Here is a 15995-nt window from a genome sequence, read left to right on the forward strand (position 1 = left end):
GGGATGACTCTATCGCATCCCCAGGGGCCCTCGCACCACGCATCCCGCGCTTCGAACCGCGCAAGAACGGTCAAGCGGCGGGGAGGGCACCGGGAACATACTGGTCACATGACCGACCCCAGCACCGAACCGCCCTCAGGGCGTGACCGCCTGCGTGAACTGATCGACGCGGTCCTGGACGAGGCCAACCCGCGCCTGGACGACATGGCAGGGCAGGCCCACTCCTCTCCGTTCCACTTCAGCCGGATGCTGTCCCGGGACACCGGCGAGTCCCCGGTGGCCCTGCGCCGCCGGGTCCTGCTGGAGCGAGCCGCCTGGGAGATCGGGCAGGGCACCAGCGTCACCGACGCGGCCTTCGCGGCCGGATACGAGTCGGTGGAGGGGTTCACGCGCGCCTTCACCCGCGCTTTCGGCCATCCGCCCAGCGCCACCACGGCGGGCAGCGGCCGATGGCTGCCCGCGCCCAACGGCGTCCACTTCCACCCGCCCCTCCATCTGTGGGTGGAGGAGAACCCGAGGAGCCGACCCGGCATGGACCTGACCGCCCTGCAGACCCACCACGACGTCGACGACACCGCGTTCCTCATCAGAATGGCCGCTGACCTGCCCGAAGCGGAGTTCCGACGGGTCCGGGAGCCCGACCGGACCGTTCTGACGTGGGACGGGCCGGAGGGGTCGATCGCCGCCACCCTGGACCACCTGGTGTGGACCAAGGAGATCTGGCTCGCCTCGATCGAGGGCTCCGACGTGCCCGAGCGCGGGGCCGACGATCCGGCCTCGCTCCGGGCCCGCAATGAGGCGGCCGGGGCGCGCTGGCTCGCCGCCGTCGACGACATCGGGCGGCGCGGCGCATGGGGCGACCGGCTCATCGACGCCCTGTGCGACCCGCCGGAGAGCTTTGCGCTCGGCGGGGTGATCGCGCATGTCCTCACCTACTCCGCGCACCGCAGGCAGAGCATCCGCCACATGCTGCGCGCTGCGGGGGTCGAAGTGGGCCACGGGGACCCGCTGGAGTGGCTGCAGCACCGGCACCATGCACCGCAGGAACGGAAGAGCACGGGATGAGAAGGACCATCTACAACACCGCGACCAGCCTGGACGGGTTCATCGCCGACCAGGACCACTCACTGGAATATCTGTTCACCGCGGACAGAGAGGGCCGCGAGGAGGCCGGGGACGGCGAGAAGCCCGGGGCAAGCGAGGCCGAGCAGGAGATCGACACGTTCATGGCGCAGGCGGGGACCGTCGTCATGGGCGCCACCACCTACGAGTGGCTCCACCGGGAGATGCCCGACGAGCCCTGGCCGTACTCGATCCCCTCCTGGGTACTCACCCACCGGGAACTCCCCCGGTTCGACGGCGACATCCGCTTCGCCAGCGCCGACACCGACCAGGAACTGCGCGACCTGCACAAGGAGTGGGTCAAGGCCGCCGACGGGCGCAACGTGTGGCTGGTGGGCGGCGGCAACCTCGCCGCGGACCTGGCCCGGATCGACCTGCTCGACGAGGCCGTCGCGACCATCGCGCCGGTCACCCTGGGCGCGGGCGCACCCCTCATGGACGGGCGGGTGAAGCTCAAACTCCTGGACGTGCACAGAACAGGCCCCTTCGCTTCCACCCACTACGAGGTCGTCAAGGCCTGATCCGGACCCGGCAACAGTCACGAACTACGTGAGCCACGGAGGGATACACCATGGGAAAGACCGTCTACGAGACCGCCACCAGCCTGGACGGGTTCATCGCCGACCCCGAATACTCGCTGGACTGGCTGTTCGCAGTGGAGGGCGCGCAGTCCGGGGAAGCGGACAGCGAGGCCATCGACTCGACCGAAGAGTTCATCAAAGCCGCTGGCGCGATCGTGATGGGGGCCACCACCTACGAGTGGATTCGCCGCTACGAGGGAGACAAACCCTGGCCGTACGAGGCCCCCACCTGGGTGCTCACCCACCGGGAGATCCCCCGGCTCGAAGGTGACATCAGGTTCGCCAGTGCCGACACCGACCAGGAACTGCGCGACCTGCACTCGGAGCTGGTCAAGACCGCCGACGGCCGCGACATCTGGGTGGTCGGCGGCGGACGGATCGCCGCTGACCTGGCCCGGCTCGGCCTGCTGGACGAGGTGCGGGTGTCCATCGCGCCGGTCAGCCTGGGCGGCGGGGCTCCCCTGCTCGACGGGCGGGTCCAACTCCGCCCCTTGGAGGCCAAGCTCGTGGGCGCTTTCGCCTGCCTCAACTACGAGGTCGTCAAGGCCTGAGAAGCGCCCCCGACGGGGACGGCTACAGGGGCGCCGCCACCACGGCGGCGTCCCGCACCGCCACCACGGCGACGTCCCGCACCGCCTCCGCGGGCCTGCCCGGGACCCTCATCCCGCCTCCAGAACTCCCATCCGCTCCGCAGCCTCGGCGACCTCGTTCTCGGTGAACACGTCGATGCCGTGCTCGCGGAGCAGGTGCGCGGTCACGCCCTCGCCCGGCACCTTGCGGCCCTTGAAGGTTCCGTCGTAGACCTCGTGGAGGCCGCAGGACGGGCTGGACTCCTTGAACAGGGCCATCACCACCCCGTTGAACTGTGCGGTGGCCAGCGCGGACCGGGCTCCGGAGACGAAGTGGTCGGTCACGTCCGCGCCCGCGGGGGTGAGGATGCGGGCCCGCCCGGCCAGCACGTCAGCGGCGCCGGCGCCCGGCTCGATCTCAGCGGGCGGCCGGGGCACCGGCAGTCCGCCGGCGACCTCGGGGCAGTGCACGACCAAGCGGCCCTCCTCCCGCCAGCGGGCGACCGTGTCGTCCCCCACCGGCTTGGCCCGGCCGTCGTAGCGGACCCTGCGCCCCATCAGGCAGGCACTGACCAGCACTTTGCGCATGCGACCACGCTACCGCCGGGGCTACACGTCCACATCCCACAGCTTGCTCACTCGAAGTGCTTATCTGTGTACTTCAGGTGATTTCGCAGAGGGAGAGACGTGAGCGAGCAACCGCCCGAGGGCCCGCGGGCCTTGAAGACCGAGCACAGGACCACACGCAAGGCCGTCACCGCCGCCGCCATCGGCAACGCGACCGAGTGGTACGACTTCGGCGTCTACAGCTACCTGGCCGTCACCATCGGCCTGGTCTTCTACCCGTCCCAGTCGTCGGCCGTCCAGCTCATCGCCACCTTCACCACGTTCGCCGCGGCCTTCCTGGTCCGCCCGCTCGGCGGCATGTTCTTCGGCCCCCTCGGCGACCGCATCGGCCGCAAGCAGGTGCTCGCCTTCACCATGCTGCTCATGGCGGTCAGCACGTTCTCGATCGGGCTCATCCCCTCGGCCGCCACCATCGGTATCGCCGCCCCGATCCTGCTCCTGGTCGCCCGCATGCTCCAGGGCTTCTCCACCGGCGGCGAGTACGGCGGGGCCACGACGTTCATCGCCGAGTACGCGCCGGACCGGCGGCGCGGCTTCCTGGCCTCCTGGCTGGAGTTCGGCACGGTCAGCGGCTACGTCGGCGGCGCCGCCATCGTCACCCTGATGACCCTGGCCCTGGGCACCGAGGCCATGCAGGACTGGGGCTGGCGCATCCCGTTCCTGCTCGCCCTGCCGCTCGGCGCGATCGGCCTCTACCTGCGGCTCAAGCTGGAGGACACCCCGGTCTTCAACGAGAACACCGACGGCTTCGCCAAGGACTCACAGGGCGCACGCCGCAAGGGCCAGCTCCGCGAGACCGTCGTCGGCCAGTGGCGCCCGATCCTGCTCTGCATCGGACTGGTCCTGGCCTTCAACGTCAACAACTACATGGTCACCGCCTACATCCCCACCTACTTGGAGGCCGAGCTGGGCTACAGCTCCGCGATGGGACTGACCCTGGCCCTGTCGGCCATGGTGTTCATGCTGGCGACGGTGACGCTGTTCGGGCGCCTCAGCGACCGGGTGGGCCGCAGGCCCGTGCTGCTCTCCGGAAGCCTGTTCGCGATCGTGCTGTCCCTGCCCGCCTTCTGGCTGATGCAGCAGGGGAGCCTGTGGGCGGTCGCCTTCGGCGTGGTGGTCCTCGCCGTCACCTTGGTGCACTTCTCCGGCAGCGCGCCCTCCGCGCTGCCGGCGTTCTTCCCCACCAAGGTCCGCTACGGCGCCCTGGCCATCAGCTTCAACGTGTCGGTGGCGCTGTTCGGCGGCACCACCCCGCTGGTCGCCGAGTCGCTGGTGCAGTCCACCGGCAGCCTGTACGCACCCGCCTGGCTACTGATCCTCTCCGGCGTCGTGGGCGTGGTGGTGGTCTGGCGGATGCGGGAGAGCGCGAACCAGCCGCTTCCCGGCGCCCCGGCCATCCCCGTCCCCCGTGGAGCCTGACCGCAGAGCCGACCCACTACGCGCTGGGGCGCCCCGCACCACGGCGGGGCGCCCTTTGACGCGTGTCTGGAGAGGACCTCAGGCGGACTTTCCGCCGGACCTGTCGGCGTCGCCGCCGGGTCCCTCGGGACCGGACTGCTCCCCCGCCTCGCCCATCTGGTCCCGCACCGCGGACTTCAGGACCGGGGAGAGGTCCATGTTGCCCAGGAGCCGGTCGACCGTCATGAGGGCCAGACCCTGCGCGGGATCGCCCAGGACAAGAAGCTTGTCACCGGGTGAGATGCCCAGGTCGCGGCGGGCCTTGGCCGGGAGTGATATCTGGCCCCGCTCACTGACCGTCACCGCACCGTAGAAACCCCGACCCCCGGGGCCGTAGGGCGTGCCGTCCGCCTCGTCAGCCATCTGGACTCCACCTTCTCGCGCATGTTTTACACAGCGTATCAAGCAGATCATGTCCGGTTCCGGCCATGGACGGACACACGCATTACATGATTTGCATGTCATATCATGTGAGCAATCGTCCGCTGAGGAGGCCCAGTGACCACCAACGTGCCGCGATCGCTCGCCCCTGACTTGGCCAGGGGCGCCATGCTGCTGGCCATCGCCTTCGCCCACGCCCCGCTGTTCGTCCTGGCGGTCGACCACGGCCCCGCCCTGGCCAACCAGGTCTCCCTGGCCGTCCACGAACTGTTCGTCGGCAACCACGCCCGGCCGATGTTCGCGTTCCTGTTCGGTTACGCCCTGGTGCAGATGCTGGACCGGCGGACCGCCCGCGGGGCGGAGCCCGCGGACGTCCGCTCCATGCTGCGCCGCCGGGGCGGGTGGCTCGTCGTCTTCGGCCTCGTGCACACCCTGCTGGTGCCCATCGACATCCTCGCCGCCTACGGCCTGGCGTCACTCCTGCTCGTGGGGCTGCTGCGCGCGCGGAACCGCACCCTGCTGTGGCTCGGCGGCCTCACCCTGATCCCCGGGACCCTGCTCTCCGGTGTACCTCTGGGGCTGGCCCTGACCAGCGGGGTGTCCACCTTCGACATCGGCAGCCTGGCCGTGCCGGTCGGGGCGGACCCCGGCGCGCTCCACCTCGAACGGCTGCCGTTCACGCCGGTCGGGATGTTCATCGCGACGGTCCTGGTGGTGCCGGGGGTGATCGCGGGCATGTGGGCGGCCCGGCGCCGCCTCCTGGAGGAGCCCGAACGCAACCGGACCTTCCTGGTGCGCGCCATCGTGGTCACCATGGCGGTGTCCGCCCTCGGCGCCCTGCCGTCGATCCTCGCCCAGACCGGCGCGTGGGAGGCCTCCGCGGTCGCGGTGTGGGGCACGGCCATGCTCCAACCCCTGACCGGGTACTTCGGCGGCTTCGGGATGGCCGGGGTGATCGCGCTGGTCGCGATCCGGGCAGCACGCTCCCCCGGCCCCGTCACCACCGCCGTCCAAGCGCTGGGCCAGCGCTCGCTGACGTTCTACCTGGTCCAGAGCATCGCGTTCATGGCGGTCTTCTCCCCGCTCGCCCTGGGCCTGCAGGACCGCACGGGTCTGGCCGGAGCCTTCGGGGTGGCCACCGCGACCTGGATGGTGTCAGTGCTGGCCGCCGACCTGATGCGTCGCGGGGGCTACCGAGGCCCCGCCGAGAGCCTCCTGCGGCGACTCGTCGGACCGGTCCGGCCGCGGTCGAGGACGAGCGCCTCCGCCGCGCCCTGAGCGCCGGAGCCCGGACATGGGAAAGGAGGGCTCCCCGGATCCGGTGAGCCCTCCTCAGTTGCCGTTCCGCCGGTCAGCGGCGGCGGCCGCCCTGCCTGCGGTCGGGACGCACACTGCCCTTCGAAGCGCGGCCCGGAGCGCCCTTCTTCTCCCGGATCCGCATGCTGAGGCTCACCGGAGAGCCCTCGAAACCGAAGTCCTCACGCAGCCGGCGCTCGAGGAACCGGCGGTAGTTCTCCTCGAGGAAACCGGTGGTGAACAGGATGAAGTGCGGCGGACGCGAACCGGCCTGCGTCGCGAACAGGATCTTGGGCTGCTTGCCGCCGCGCACCGGCGGCGGGGTGGCGGCCACGATCTCCTTGAGCCAGTTGTTGAGCTGACCCGTCGAGATGCGCTGGTTCCAGCCGGCCAGACTGGTCTCGATCGCGGGGACGAGCCGCTCCATGTGACGGCCGGTCGCCGCGGAGATGTTCACCCGAGGCGCCCAGGAGACGCGGGACAGCTGGCGGTCGATCTCCTTCTCCAGGTAGATCCGGCGCTCCTCGTCGAGGATGTCCCACTTGTTGAACGCCAGGACAAGCCCGCGGCCGGACTCCACGACCTGCTCCACGACCCGGATGTCCTGCTCGGCGAGGGGCTCGCTGACGTCCATCAGCACCACGGCCACCTCGGCCCGGCTCAGGGCACTGCCGGTGCGCATGGTCGCGTAGTAGTCGGCGCCCTGCAGAGCGCGGAACCGCCGCCGGATACCGGCGGTGTCGATGAACTTCCAGGTCTGGCCGCCCAGCTCGATGAGTTCGTCGACCGCGTCACGGGTGGTACCCGCGACCGCGTCCACGACCACCCGGTCCTCACCGGCGAGCCGGTTCAGGAGGCTGGACTTGCCCACGTTGGGACGGCCCAGCAGGGCGATCCGGGGCGGACCGTCCTCGTCGGACTCGGCCTCGCCCGAGGGCGTCTCCGGGAAGGCCTCCACGATGGCGTCGAGCATGTCGCCGGTACCGCGGCCGTGCAGGGCGCTGATCGGGAAGGGCTGGCCCACACCGAGGTTCCACAGGTCGAGCGCGTCGGCCTCCTGCTTCTCGCCGTCGACCTTGTTGGCCGCCAGCACCACGGGCTTCTTGGTGGAGCGCAGCACCCGGGTGACGGCGGCGTCGGCGTCGGTGATGCCCACGGTCGCGTCGACCACGAACAGGACCACGTCGGCGGTCTGCGCCGCGTACTCGGCCTGGTGGGCGACCATCGCGGCGAGACCGCTGACACTGGTCTCCCAACCCCCGGTGTCCACCAGGGTGAACTCGTTGTTCTGCCACTCGGCGTCGTAGGCGACCCGGTCGCGGGTCACGCCCGGAACGTCCTCGACCACGGCCTCACGTCGGCCGATGATCCGGTTGACCAGGCTGGACTTGCCGACGTTGGGACGGCCGACGACGGCGACGACGGGCTGTACCGCGTCCTCGCCCTCGGGCTCGTGTCCCACGTCGGACACGTCGAAGTCACTCATGTTCTCTGTCTCCCGGTTCTAGGTCCCCACGCGCCCAGGATGCGTGCCGCGAGGATGCGAAAGGATTCGACGCGATCGCCACGTGAATCAACGGATACCGCTGAGGGGTTCCGCTTCCTGCCACGAGGGTGAAACCCCCGCGGATGTTCGTGTGTTCCCCCCTGACGGGGGTCCTGCTGCCCGAGGGGTTACTGGGCCTCGGTGACCGCGACCCGCGCCTCGTCGGCCAGGCCGACGACCAGGGCGATGACCTCGTCCAGGGTCAGACCGGTGGTGTCGAGCTCGGTGGCGTCGGCGGTCTGCGTCAGGGGCGAGTCCGCCCGGCTGGAGTCCAGCTTGTCGCGGCGCGCCAGGTCGGCCTGGGTCGCGGCGATGTCGCTGGCCCGGACCTCCTTGCTGCGGCGCTGGGCACGCGCCTGCGCGCTGGCCGTGATGAACAGTTTGACCGGGGCCTCGGGGGCGACGACGGTCGTGATGTCGCGGCCCTCGACCACGATGCCGGCGGACTCGGTCCGGGCGGCCTCGATGACCTCGCGCTGGGTCCGCACCAAGAGCGCGCGGGCCTCGGGGACGGCCGAAACGGCGCTGACGTTGGTGGTGACCTCCTTGCCGCGGATCTCGGCGGCCACGTCACGACCGTCCACGGCCACGGTGGGAGCGGACGGGTCGGTACCCATGGCGATGACGGGACGCCCGACGTTGGCCGCGACGGCCGCGGCGTCGTGCACGTCGATCCCGTGGTCCAGCATCCACCAGGTGAGGGCCCGGTACATGGCCCCGGTGTCGAGGTAGCGCAGCTCGCGCACCTTGGCGACACCTTTGGCCGTGCTCGACTTGCCCGACCCGGAGGGACCGTCGATGGCGATGACGATTCCCGTGCCCTGCGCGCTCACTGGTGCTGACTCCCCGAAAAACCGTGTACTACTGCCAACGCCCCAGCCTACCTTCGCCGCAGCGCCGCGACGCCACGCTCAGACCCCCGGGTGCACGGACCAACCGCCCGCCGACAGGGCGGCGGCGAGGGTCTCCACGGACTCGGGCAGCACGTACAGCTCGGCCACACCCAGGGGAAGGCCCGGTGAGTGCTCGATCCGCACGTCCTCGATGTTGACGCCCGCCGTGGCGGCCGCCGCGAACAGGCGGCCCAGCGCACCGGGCTCGTCCGGGATGACCACGGGGATGACCGTGTAGGCGGGGCGGCGCTGCGAACCGTGCTTGCCGGGGATCCTGCCCTGCCCCGAACGCCCGCGGGCCAGCAGGTCGCGGACCGGCTCGATGCCGCCGTCCGCGTCGGCGGTGTCGTTGTCGGAACCGGAGTCGGTGCCGGCTCCGGGGAGAGTGCGCAGCGCCTCAGCCGTGGCGGCCAGGTCGGCGGCCATCTCCCGCAGCACGTCGGCCACCGGAGCCGCGTTGTGCGTGAGGATCTCGGTCCACATAGCCGGGTCTCCCCCGGCCACCCGGGTGACATCGCGCACGCCCTGCCCGGCCAGGGTCAGCGCCGCTTCGTCGCCGCCCAGCAACCGCGCGGCCACCGCCGAGGACGCCACGTGCGGGGCGTGCGAGACCAGCGCCACGGCCCGGTCGTGCGCCTCGGCCGCCAACACCAGCGGGTCCGCGCCGCACAGGCGGGCCAGCTCGGTCACCGCCGCGACGGAGCCGGGGTCGGCCTTGCCCGTGGGGCACAGCGCCCAGGACCGGCCCAGGAACAGGTCGGCGCGGGCGGCGCCCGGGCCGTGCTTCTCCCGGCCGCCCATGGGGTGGCCGGGCACGAAGGTCGCCATGTCGCATCCGAGCCGCTCGGCCTCGTCCAGCACGCTCGCCTTGACGCTGGCCGCGTCGGTGTACACCTGCGCCAGGCCGCGGTTCTGGGCGTCGCGCAGCACCGCCGGGATGACGGCGGGCGGCGCGGCGATCACCGCGACGTCGGCCGGTGCGCTCTCCTCGGCCCCGTCCAGGGGGCGCCCGGCACCGAGGTCGCTGGCCAAGCGCAGCGAAGCGGGGTCGGGGTCGGCGAGGGTGACGTCGACGTCGCGGGCGCGCAGGGCCAGCGCGATCGACGTACCGATCAGGCCGGTGCCCACCACCGTGACCCGGCGCAGTTCCACCCCACGCGCCTCTGCGGCCGCCCCGTCGCTGCTGCTGCTCACTGCTCCCCCGCCTCTGGCACGTTCCCGGACTCCCAGCTTACGGCCACCCGGTCCGGACGGCCCCTTGGCTACTGCGCGATGTCCAAGCGCAGCGCCTGGGCTCCGCGCAGGTAGACGTGCTGGACCTCGGAGCGGGGACGGTCGGTGTCCACGTGCGCCATGAGCCGCACCACCCGGGGCAGGGCGTGCGCGACGTCGATCTCGGAGGCACACATCAGCGGGACGTCGGCGAACCCCAGCTTGCGCGCCGCCAGCGCGGGAAACTCACTGGTCAGGTCAGGCGTGGCGGTGAACACCACGCTGATCACGTCGTCCGGGGTGAGCTCGTTGCGCCGCATCACCTCGGAGACCAGCTCGGCCGTGGCCTCCAGCACCTGCTCGCGTTCGTCCGCGTCGACCTGCACCGCTCCACGAATGGCCCGTACCGCCACGTTCGTCCCCGCCTTGTCTTCGTCATCCGGACCGTCCCCGGGAAAAGGGAGACGGCGGCCACGCCCCGCAGGGTGTGACCGCCGTCAACTGTATCGACAGACCCCGTGGTTACAGGCCCGCGGTCTTGTACAGCTCGCCGACCTCACGCGAGCTCAACGCCCGCATCGTGCCCAACCTCAGGGTGTTGAGGTCGATGGGACCGACCTGGGTACGCGCCAAGTCCGCGATCGGGTGGCCCACAGCCTCCATGAGGCGGCGCACGATGTGCTTGCGCCCCTCGTGCAGGCGGATCTCCACCATCGCCTGGGTGTCGTCGTTGTCGACCACGCGGAAGGAGTCGACCCGGACCGGACCGTCCTCCAGCTCCACACCCTTCTGGATCTGGCGCACCACACGCTGCGGCACCGGCCCCGGCACCTTCGCGACGTAGGTCTTGACGACCTTGTAGCGCGGGTGCGTGAGCCGGTTGGCGAGGTCACCGTCGTTGGTCAGCAGGATGAGACCCTCGGTCTCGGTGTCCAGTCGGCCCACGTGGAAGATGCGCTCCGCGGTCTGACCGGCGTAGTCGGCCAGGTTGGGGCGCCCCTGCGGGTCCCACATGGTGCTGACGACACCCCGCGGCTTGTTCAGCGCGAAGTACAGCTTGTCCGGAGCGGTGACCACGCGCATGTCGTCGACGCGGATCTCGGAGACCTCCGGGTCCACGCGCGCGCCGAAGCGCCGCACGATCTGGCCGTCCACACTCACCCGGCCGGCCGCGATCATCTCCTCACTGGCCCGGCGGCTGGCGACACCGGCCGCGGCCAGCGCCTTCTGGAGCCGGATGCCGTCCTGCACGTCCGTGTAGGTGTCACGGGGCTCGCCGCTGCGGCGGTCCTCGTCACGCGGGTCGTAGTCCGCGCGCAGCGCGTTGAGCCGCTCGCGGGCCGCCTTGGAGAGCTGGTTCTCGCTCTTTCCGCCGCCAGCGGGGGCGGCGTGGCCGCGCCGCACCGGGCGCTGCCCGTGGCGCTGGTCGCGGCGGTCACGGTCGTCACGCCGATTGTTGTCGCGACGGTTGTCCCGGCCGCGCTTGTCGTCGCGACCCCGGTAGCCGCCGCGGCCCCGGTCGTCATCACGACGCCCGTCACGACGGTCATCACGTCCATGGGGACGACGGTCGTCGCGCCCGTGGGGACGGCGGTCGTCGCGCCCGTGGGGACGGCGGTCATCGCGCTCGAACCGGCCACCACCACGGCGGTCATCCCGGCGGTCGTCCCGGCCGCGCTTGTCGTCACGGCCCCGGTAACCACCGCGGCCCCGGTCGTCATCACGACGCCCGTCACGACGGTCATCACGTCCATGGGGACGACGGTCGTCGCGCCCGTGGGGACGGCGGTCATCGCGCTCGAACCGGCCACCACCACGGCGGTCATCCCGGCGGTCGTCCCGGCCGCGCTTGTCGTCACGGCCCCGGTAACCACCGCGGCCCCGGTCGTCATCACGACGCCCGTCACGACGGTCATCGCGCCCGTGGGGACGGCGGTCGTCCCCGCCCCTGCGTCCGCCGTCACGGCGGTCGTCTCGGCCTCGGTCGTCCTGGCGGCGGCCTCGGCCGCCGCGGTTGTCATAGTCGCCGCGCTCACCGCGCGGGGCGTATCCGTCCCGCTCACCGCGGGAACGCTCGTTTTTAGGTGTGCTCACCGGTGTCGTCAAGACCTTCGATGTCGTCGGGGAGGAACGGCGCCAGATCAGGCAGCTCGTCGAGGCCGCGCAGGCCCAGCCGCTCCAGGAAATAGGAAGTGGTCCGATACAGCAGCGCACCGGACTCGGAGTCGTGTCCAGCCTCTTCGATCAGGCCCCTCAGTACGAGGGTACGCATGACCCCGTCGCAGTTCACCCCGCGAACAGCGGAGACCCTGCCACGTGAGACCGGTTGGCGGTAGGCCACGACAGCCATCGTCTCGAGTGCGGCCTGGGTGAGCCGCACCTCCTGCCCTTCCTTGAGGAAGTGCTCGACGATCTCGGCGCATTCGGGCCGCGTGTACACACGCCAGCCCTCTGCCACCGCCCGTAGGTCGAAACCACGACCCTGTTCAGTGTATTCCCGGGAGAGCTCCTCCAGGGTGCGGGTGACCGTATCCAGCGGTACGTCCATCGCGCGGGCCAGGTCGTAGTCCGAGACCGGCTGGTCGACCACCATCAGCACCGCTTCCAGGTCACGGCGCAGGGTGGACGGGAGGTCGGCCCCTCCCGCGCTGGCGGTGTGCTCCGCGGTCATCAAGGCTCCCCCGGTGTTGTTTCGGCGGGCTGGGCCGCCTCGTCGTAGTCGGACTCCAGCTGGATCTCTTCTTCACCGCCGGTCCAGGTGACGGTCAGCTCAGCCAGCGGCTCGGGCTGGTCGAACTTCACGCTGGAGGCACGGTACAGCTCCAACAGCGCCAGGAACCGGGCGACGATCTCGAAGGTACCGGTGCACTCGACCGTCAGCTGCGCGAACGTCAACTGCCCGCTCTCGCGCAGCTCGGCCGCCATCAGTTCGCCCTGCTCCTTGACGGAGGTCTTGGTGAGGTGGATGTGCGTGACCGGGACACTGGGCGGCTCCTTTGGGGTGAACACCTGCCCGGCGAGCGCCGCGAACTCCTGCGGTCCGAGCTTGAACAGCACGTCCGGGCGCATGCCGGCGAACCGGTCCTCCAGCGGCACCGCGCGAGGGTACCGGCGCCCCTGGGAGGCCAGCCGTTCCCGCATGAACGAGGCGACCTCTTTGTACGCCCGGTACTGGAGCAGGCGGGCGAACAGCAGGTCGCGGGCCTCCAACAGCGCCAGGTCCGCCTCGTCCTCCACGTCGCCGCGCGGCAGCAGCCTGGCCGCCTTCAGGTCGAGCAAGGTGGCCGCCACCAGCAGGAAGTTGCTGGCCTGGTCCAGGTCCCAACCCTCGCCGTGCGCGCGGATGTGCGCGATGAACTCGTCGGTGACCTGCGACAACGCGACCTCGGTGATGTCCAGCTTGTGCTTGGAGATCAGCCCGAGGAGCAGGTCGAACGGGCCCTCGAAATTGTCCAGGTGCACCTGGAAGGCGTTCTCGTCGACCTCGTCGGCGTCCTCCGCCGACGGAGGTTTCCCTTCCCGGTCAGTCACCATGGCGGGCCCACGTCTTCTTCATCATCACACAAGGGTGTCACCGGCGGGGACCCGCCGGTGACACCCTTCGTATCCCTCTTACCCGGACCACTGCTCCCCCAGCAGTTCCGGGATTGTCAGTCCTCACTCAGCCGACGCACCAGCATGCTGCTCTCACCGTGCTCCTCGAAGTCGGCGAGCAGCAAGGCGACGGCCTCGCGAACGACGCGGCCGCGGTCGGCTGACAGCCCGTGCTCCGCGCGCAGCGAGAGCCGGGTCTGTTCCAGGGCCAGCAGTTCGGGACCAGAGACATAGACGGTGATCTTCTCGTCGTGTCGCTGACGGCCGCTCGGCTTGGGCGCCTGGCGCGCCTTCGACCTACCGCGCCCGTTCGACTTGGTCGACTTGCGGGCGGGCCGTTCCGACGAGGTCTCGACCGTGCTGTGTCGGTCCTGTTCCGGTACCTGGTACTGGCGTTCGGTCTCCTCCGGCTCCGTTTCGGGGCCGGAAGGGCGGAAGAACAGTTCGTCCGCCCCGGGTAGCGTCACGCGCCGTGACCGCTGAGAGGCCACCTCGCCAGCACCTCCTTGGCCAAGGACCGGTAGGCGTTGGCCCCGGCCGAGGACGAGTCGAACCTGGTGATCGGTTCGCCCGCCACGGTGGCGTCCGGGAAGCGCACGGTGCGGTTGATCACCGTGCCGTAGACCTTGTCGCCGAACCCGTCCACAATCGTGGACAGCACCTCGCGGGCGTGCAGGGTGCGCGGGTCGTACATGGTCCCGAGGAAGCCGTCGATCACCAGGTCCTCGTTGAGGCGCTCCTGCACCTTCTGGATGGTGTCCATCAGCAGCGCGACACCGCGCAGCGCGAAGAACTCGCACTCCAGCGGCACGACGACGCCGTCGGCGGCGGTCAGCGCGTTGACGGTGAGCAGGCCCAGCGACGGCTGGCAGTCGATCAGGACCACGTCGTAGTCGTTGATGATCGGACGTAGCGCGCGCCCCAGCATCTGCTCACGGGCGACCTCGCCGACCAACTGCACCTCGGCGGCCGACAGGTCGATATTGCTCGGAATGAGGTCCAGGCCCTCGATGTCCGTCTTGAGCAGGACGTCCTCGACCGACACGTCACGCTGCATGAGCAGGTTGTAGACGGTCAGGTCCAGCTCTCGCGGGTCGAGCCGGCCCAGGCCCACCGACAGCGCGCCCTGCGGGTCGAAGTCGACCAGCAGCACCCGTCTGCCGTACTCGGCGATGGCGGCACCGAGGTTGATGGTGGTGGTGGTCTTACCGACCCCACCCTTCTGGTTACAGAGTGCTACAATCCGCGCCGGGCCGTGCTCGTCGAGCGGTGCCGGCTCCGGATATGTACGCACGGGTCTCTTGGTGTGCAGATCCGCCCCCGTGTTGCGTGTCGTCCCCCAAGGGTTGCTCACCGGGTCGGCGTAGTCCTCCTCGCCAACGGATGCGGTGTTCGCCGCTTCGTCGTACTCCGACCAGTTCACAACCCTTGACCTCCCCTACGGACCGGCCACGGCCCGATGGGACTCATTGACGTCTCCCACGACTGGCCGCCGTCGGAAACTCAATATGTCGACAGCAACGTACCTCTGTGCGGCGACTCTAGAACGACGACACGTCGCACTTCAACATGATCAGACGAGGATTCCCCAACGCCGACCAGCAAGGGGGAGCCGCGCGCACTTACCCTTCCTTCTCGTAGGAGAAGGGTACACACGGCGCACGTCGGACACACCCCGAGCGCCCCACCGCGTCCACTACCGGCCTCAACGCCGCGCCCTCGGATGGCTCGACGCGTAGACCTCCCGCAACCGCTCCACCGTCACCAGTGTGTACACCTGCGTCGTAGTGACCGAACTGTGCCCCAACAACTCCTGCACGACCCGGATGTCGGCCCCGCCGTCGAGCAAGTGGGTGGCGAAGGAGTGCCGCAGGGTGTGGGGAGAGATACCCCCGATCCGAACGCGTTCGGCCACCGCCGACAGCAGCGCCCACCCGCCCTGACGGGTCAGTCGGCCGCCGCGCGCGTTCACGAACAGGGCCGGACCGCCCTTCCCCGACGCCGCCAGGGTCGGCCGCGCCCGCGTCAGGTACCCGCCCAGTGCCCGCCGCGCGTAGGAGCCGAGCGGTACCAGGCGCTCCCGGCCGCCCTTGCCTCGGAACCGCACCAACCCGACCGGACCGTCACCCGGGTCCGCGCCCCCCGCGCCCGTATCCACCGCGTCCGCGACGTCGTCCACGTCAAGACCCACCGCCTCCGACACCCGCGCCCCGGTGCCGTACAGCACCTCCAACAGGGCCCGGTCCCGCAGCGCCAACAGGTCCGCGCGCCCGGCTGAGGCGGGCGCCTCCGTGGGCCCGGCCGCCTCCAGCAACCGCTCCACCTCGTCCAAGGGGATCGCCTTGGGCAACCGCATCGGCGGGGCCGGAGGGACCACCTCCGCCGCCGGATCGGTGGCCGCCCACCCCTCGCGCACCGCGAACCGGTGCAACCCCCGCACCGCAGCCAAGGCGCGCCCGGCAGAGGCAGCGCTCAGCGGGGCGTGGTCGCCGTCTCCGTCGCGCAGAGCGCCCAGGAAGGCCCCCACCTGACCTGCACTCACCCCGGACAGGTCCGCGACCCCGAGACCGTCCAGGAACTCCGCATAGCGGCACAGGTCGCGCCGGTAGGCCATCAGGGTGTTGGCGGCAACGGCGCGCTCGGCGCTCAGATGGTCCAGGAAAGCGGCCCGCACACGCCCCAGCGAGTCCGCTTCACCATCGCCCCCCGCCACCGG

At 70.6% G+C, this 15995-nt stretch carries 17 protein-coding genes; 5 read left to right on the top strand and 12 right to left on the bottom strand.

What is annotated here, in order from left to right; genetic code table 11:
- Positions 1–108 precede the first annotated feature (108 nt).
- From ACYVDG_RS09490 to ACYVDG_RS09500, 3 genes are read left to right on the top strand one after another with little or no spacing between them, the layout of a single operon-like run.
- Complete coding sequence (locus ACYVDG_RS09490; RefSeq protein WP_460748400.1) at positions 109–1065, top strand: helix-turn-helix domain-containing protein; 957 nt, start codon at positions 109–111, stop codon at positions 1063–1065.
- Positions 1062–1643 (top strand): dihydrofolate reductase family protein, encoded by a 582-nt coding sequence (locus ACYVDG_RS09495; RefSeq protein WP_460748404.1) that lies wholly within the window; start codon positions 1062–1064, stop codon positions 1641–1643. Before ACYVDG_RS09490 ends, ACYVDG_RS09495 begins: the two co-directional genes overlap by 4 nt.
- Before the next feature lie 50 nt (positions 1644–1693).
- Positions 1694–2254 (top strand): dihydrofolate reductase family protein, encoded by a 561-nt coding sequence (locus tag ACYVDG_RS09500; protein WP_460748408.1) that lies wholly within the window; start codon positions 1694–1696, stop codon positions 2252–2254.
- Between the two features lie 108 nt (positions 2255–2362).
- Here ACYVDG_RS09500 and ACYVDG_RS09505 read toward each other — a convergent pair whose 3' ends face one another.
- Entirely contained in the window at positions 2363–2860 is a 498-nt protein-coding gene (locus tag ACYVDG_RS09505; protein ID WP_460748411.1) for a 2-thiouracil desulfurase family protein, read from the bottom strand.
- A gap of 99 nt (positions 2861–2959) precedes the next feature.
- On the opposite strand from ACYVDG_RS09505, the gene ACYVDG_RS09510 reads away from it, so the two are divergent.
- Complete coding sequence (locus tag ACYVDG_RS09510; protein ID WP_460748414.1) at positions 2960–4318, top strand: MFS transporter; 1359 nt, start codon at positions 2960–2962, stop codon at positions 4316–4318.
- Between the two features lie 78 nt (positions 4319–4396).
- On the opposite strand, the gene ACYVDG_RS09515 is transcribed toward ACYVDG_RS09510, so the two are convergent.
- Entirely contained in the window at positions 4397–4720 is a 324-nt protein-coding gene (locus tag ACYVDG_RS09515) for an AbrB/MazE/SpoVT family DNA-binding domain-containing protein (RefSeq protein WP_460748417.1), read from the bottom strand.
- Positions 4721–4855: 135 nt separating this feature from the next.
- On the opposite strand from ACYVDG_RS09515, the gene ACYVDG_RS09520 reads away from it, so the two are divergent.
- Entirely contained in the window at positions 4856–6016 is a 1161-nt protein-coding gene (locus tag ACYVDG_RS09520; RefSeq protein ID WP_460748420.1) for a DUF418 domain-containing protein, read from the top strand.
- A 73-nt stretch (positions 6017–6089) separates the two neighbouring features.
- Here ACYVDG_RS09520 and der read toward each other — a convergent pair whose 3' ends face one another.
- The 10 genes from der to ACYVDG_RS09570 all read right to left on the bottom strand — a co-directional run bounded on the left by der (position 6090) and on the right by ACYVDG_RS09570 (position 15992).
- Positions 6090–7520 carry a ribosome biogenesis GTPase Der gene (gene der / locus ACYVDG_RS09525; protein WP_460748423.1) on the bottom strand — a complete coding sequence of 477 codons (1431 nt, stop codon included), beginning with the start codon at positions 7518–7520 and terminating at the stop codon, positions 6090–6092.
- A gap of 188 nt (positions 7521–7708) precedes the next feature.
- The gene (cmk, locus tag ACYVDG_RS09530) at positions 7709–8413 is read right to left on the bottom strand and encodes a (d)CMP kinase (RefSeq protein ID WP_460748425.1); all 705 of its coding nucleotides are present in this window, start codon (positions 8411–8413) and stop codon (positions 7709–7711) included.
- Positions 8414–8491: 78 nt separating this feature from the next.
- Complete coding sequence (locus tag ACYVDG_RS09535; protein ID WP_460748428.1) at positions 8492–9667, bottom strand: prephenate dehydrogenase; 1176 nt, start codon at positions 9665–9667, stop codon at positions 8492–8494.
- 68 nt (positions 9668–9735) lie between these two features.
- Positions 9736–10098, bottom strand: coding sequence for a chorismate mutase (gene aroH, locus ACYVDG_RS09540; RefSeq protein ID WP_460748431.1), 363 nt, complete (start codon positions 10096–10098; stop codon positions 9736–9738).
- Positions 10099–10207: 109 nt separating this feature from the next.
- A complete protein-coding gene (locus ACYVDG_RS09545) occupies positions 10208–11779 on the bottom strand; it encodes a pseudouridine synthase (protein ID WP_460748434.1) in 1572 nt (523 codons plus the stop codon).
- A complete protein-coding gene (scpB, locus tag ACYVDG_RS09550; RefSeq protein ID WP_460748437.1) occupies positions 11766–12356 on the bottom strand; it encodes an SMC-Scp complex subunit ScpB in 591 nt (196 codons plus the stop codon). Before scpB ends, ACYVDG_RS09545 begins: the two co-directional genes overlap by 14 nt.
- The gene (locus ACYVDG_RS09555) at positions 12356–13219 is read right to left on the bottom strand and encodes a segregation and condensation protein A (protein ID WP_460748440.1); all 864 of its coding nucleotides are present in this window, start codon (positions 13217–13219) and stop codon (positions 12356–12358) included. The genes scpB and ACYVDG_RS09555 overlap by 1 nt, the downstream gene beginning before the upstream one ends.
- Before the next feature lie 116 nt (positions 13220–13335).
- On the bottom strand, positions 13336–13746 hold the full coding sequence (locus ACYVDG_RS09560) for a hypothetical protein (protein WP_460748640.1): 411 nt from the start codon (positions 13744–13746) through the stop codon (positions 13336–13338).
- A complete protein-coding gene (locus ACYVDG_RS09565) occupies positions 13743–14702 on the bottom strand; it encodes a ParA family protein (protein WP_460748442.1) in 960 nt (319 codons plus the stop codon). The genes ACYVDG_RS09560 and ACYVDG_RS09565 overlap by 4 nt, the downstream gene beginning before the upstream one ends.
- 282 nt (positions 14703–14984) lie before the next feature.
- Positions 14985–15992, bottom strand: coding sequence for a site-specific tyrosine recombinase XerD (locus ACYVDG_RS09570; RefSeq protein ID WP_460748445.1), 1008 nt, complete (start codon positions 15990–15992; stop codon positions 14985–14987).
- Positions 15993–15995 lie beyond the last annotated feature (3 nt).

This window comes from Nocardiopsis oceani, assembly GCF_054777395.1.

Coding starts and splice junctions, on each gene's coding strand:
- ACYVDG_RS09490 (WP_460748400.1), top strand. CDS start 109: ATGACCGACCCCAGCACCGAACCGCCCTCAGGGCGTGACCGCCTGCGT.
- ACYVDG_RS09495 (WP_460748404.1), top strand. CDS start 1,062: ATGAGAAGGACCATCTACAACACCGCGACCAGCCTGGACGGGTTCATC.
- ACYVDG_RS09500 (WP_460748408.1), top strand. CDS start 1,694: ATGGGAAAGACCGTCTACGAGACCGCCACCAGCCTGGACGGGTTCATC.
- ACYVDG_RS09505 (WP_460748411.1), bottom strand. CDS start 2,860: ATGCGCAAAGTGCTGGTCAGTGCCTGCCTGATGGGGCGCAGGGTCCGC.
- ACYVDG_RS09515 (WP_460748417.1), bottom strand. CDS start 4,720: ATGGCTGACGAGGCGGACGGCACGCCCTACGGCCCCGGGGGTCGGGGT.
- der (WP_460748423.1), bottom strand. CDS start 7,520: ATGAGTGACTTCGACGTGTCCGACGTGGGACACGAGCCCGAGGGCGAG.
- scpB (WP_460748437.1), bottom strand. CDS start 12,356: ATGACCGCGGAGCACACCGCCAGCGCGGGAGGGGCCGACCTCCCGTCC.
- ACYVDG_RS09555 (WP_460748440.1), bottom strand. CDS start 13,219: ATGGTGACTGACCGGGAAGGGAAACCTCCGTCGGCGGAGGACGCCGAC.